At 34.1% G+C, this 2,595-nt stretch carries 1 protein-coding gene, 1 rRNA gene and 1 pseudogene; all 3 read left to right on the top strand.

Features of this window, described 5'->3' with window-relative positions:
* Positions 1-176: 176 nt before the first annotated feature.
* Positions 177-292, top strand: a 5S ribosomal RNA gene (gene rrf, locus CRI88_RS22155).
* A 171-nt stretch (positions 293-463) separates the two neighbouring features.
* Positions 464-963 (top strand): annotated as a pseudogene (tnpA, locus tag CRI88_RS23255) (IS200/IS605 family transposase).
* A 503-nt stretch (positions 964-1,466) separates the two neighbouring features.
* On the top strand, positions 1,467-2,360 hold the full coding sequence (locus tag CRI88_RS22145; RefSeq protein WP_036124545.1) for a patatin-like phospholipase family protein: 894 nt from the start codon (positions 1,467-1,469) through the stop codon (positions 2,358-2,360).
* Positions 2,361-2,595: the final 235 nt, after the last annotated feature.

Genomic DNA, 2,595 nt, shown 5'->3' with positions numbered 1-2,595 from the left:
CCATTCAATGAACCGTTTATCCAGTTTTGAAAGAATAATTTCTTTTATGAAGGGTTTCAAGATACGAGTAGTTCGAGGAAGCAATGGAGAGAGGGAAGGAGCGTACTCAAGTACGTGACTGACTGAACGACAGAAGCTGACGAAGAAATGCGATGTATATTGAAAGCCGACTATAGTCTAGTGATGATGGCAAAGAGGTCACACCCGTTCCCATACCGAACACGGAAGTTAAGCTCTTTAGCGCCGATGGTAGTTGGGGGCTTCCCCCTGTGAGAGTAGGACGTCGCTAGGCATAATAAAAACAGTCAGCTGTGTGCTGGCTGTTTTTTTATTTTTGTCTCTTTTGAAAACCCCTTGCTATGCGAGGGGTTCTAAAGAGCTTCTAGCTATGGACAAGAAAAAATCCCCAATCGTATAATGAATTCTGGTCTGGTCAACCGACTTCGTACGAAAGGGGATCCAAATAGATAACAAGAGTTTAGCACACACAACATGGAATTGTAAGTATCACATTGTCTTTGCGCCAAAATATAGAAGGCAGATTATTTGTGTACAAATTAAAGTTAATATAGGGAGAATCCTTTGCTAGTTAGGTGAAAGAAAAGGAGCAGAAATTATCGAAGCAACAGCCTGCCCTGATTATATTCATATGTTGGTGAGTAATTCTCCAAAATTAAGTGTTTCATATGGGTTATTTGAAAGGGAAAGGTAGTTTAATGAAATTTGATTGACAGGCGAATCTGAAATACAAATATATTAACAGGGAGTTTTGATGTCGTGGATATTATGTAGATACAGTAGGAAGAAACAAAAAATATTCAGAAATATATAGTCAATGACAACAGTATTCTTGAGGATCAAATGATCATGAAGGGTTGTTCGTGCATAAAAATCTTGACTAATTTAAATTTATTTTCAGCTATATGTATGGAATGTCCTGTGCGCTTCCTTTCTCTACTATGACATAATAAGACCAATTATATTTTTGCATAAATCGTTACACTATTTTTTTGTTGGTAGATTTCTGAAAAATGTAGTGATTTCACCTTAACCATAACGAAATGTATGGCCTGCCCTTACCTTACCTGACTGTTTCGCCTCTTTCTCCTCTACGAATTGTTTCAATAGCATTTTAACTGTGTATGTTTTATATTCAGTTCCTCTAGTACTTGTTTTACTGGTATACAAGCAACTTCATTTCATTTGCCCTCATTTTACTTCAAATGGGTAACTTACTCTTAATAGCCATAGAAAAAACGTCTCTCTTAATTAATAGGTCAGTATGTACTAATTACCTTCCTTTTGTGAAATCCCTTTTATTCCGTATATTAGAAAAAATCCAATTTGATCATAAACAAAAGTTGTTAACCATGTTTTAGGTTTCGACAATAAAGTATAAATTTTAGTTCTAATCATCATTACCCTCTCTTATACTGTAAAGATTACATCAAAAAGGAGAGGAAATTTTGTGGATTGATGGCGTTTTTTCTGGTGGTGGTTTGAAGGGATTTGCCCTGGTTGGGGCATATCAAGTACTAGAAGCTGAACATTTTCGTTTTAAACGTGTAGCTGGTACAAGTGCAGGTGCAATTTTAGCTGCGTTTATTGCTGCGGGATATAGCGGTAAAGAGATCGAAGCTATGCTAGAAGAATTGGATGTACCTTCATTACTGGATCCTAGAAGAACAATATTACCTTTCCCTTTTATGAAATGGATAAATGTTTATAATCATTTAGGTCTTTATAAAGGAAAGGCATTAGAAAAATGGTTTTTTCAAAAATTAGCTGCAAAAGGTGTATATACTTTTGGAGATTTGCCTAAAGATTCACTAAAATTAGTAGCTTCAGATTTGACCAATGGTAGAATGATTGTTTTACCAGATGATCTACACAAATATCAGATTGATGCGAAGAACTTTTCAGTTGCTTGTGCACTACGTATGAGTTGTGGTATACCATTTTTCTTTGAACCAGTTACCTTAAAAACTGGCAAAGGAGAATCAGTAATCGTGGATGGTGGGGTTTTAAGTAATTTCCCATTATGGATATTTGATGATAAAGAAGGTCGAAAAGTACGACCAATTTTGGGTTTGAAGCTAAGCAGAAGGAGAGAAGAACAATGTCCGCAAGAAATTAAAAATGGCCTAAACTTATTTGAAGCATTATTTTCAACTATGAAAGACGCACATGATGAGAGGTATATATCAAGGCGACATGAAAGAGATATTATCTTTATTCCTGTAGAAGATTATAGTGCAACTCAATTTGATTTAAATGAGGAGACAAAAGAAACTCTTTTAGAAATAGGAAGAAATCGTACAATTCAATTTTTACGGAATTGGCCAAGGTTGAAATTTTAGTTCGTTTAAAATTATTTATATAAAACTATTGACCAATAATAAATGAGGTGTTATTATATAAAAGTTGCTGTTGAGATAAGCAACTACTAAAATATAAAAATAAAATAACTGTTGACATTAAATATTAAACATGTTATTATATAAAAGTTAGCTCTTAACAAAGAGAAAACATAAAATGAACCTTGAAAACTGAACAAGCAAAACGTAATCAATAAAGTTTTTAGTAACTAACCTT

Origin of the sequence: Lysinibacillus fusiformis (assembly GCF_002845985.1) — a bacterium.
Lineage (GTDB): Bacteria > Bacillota > Bacilli > Bacillales_A > Planococcaceae > Lysinibacillus > Lysinibacillus fusiformis_D.
This window is presented reverse-complemented; position numbering and strand designations above follow the sequence as displayed.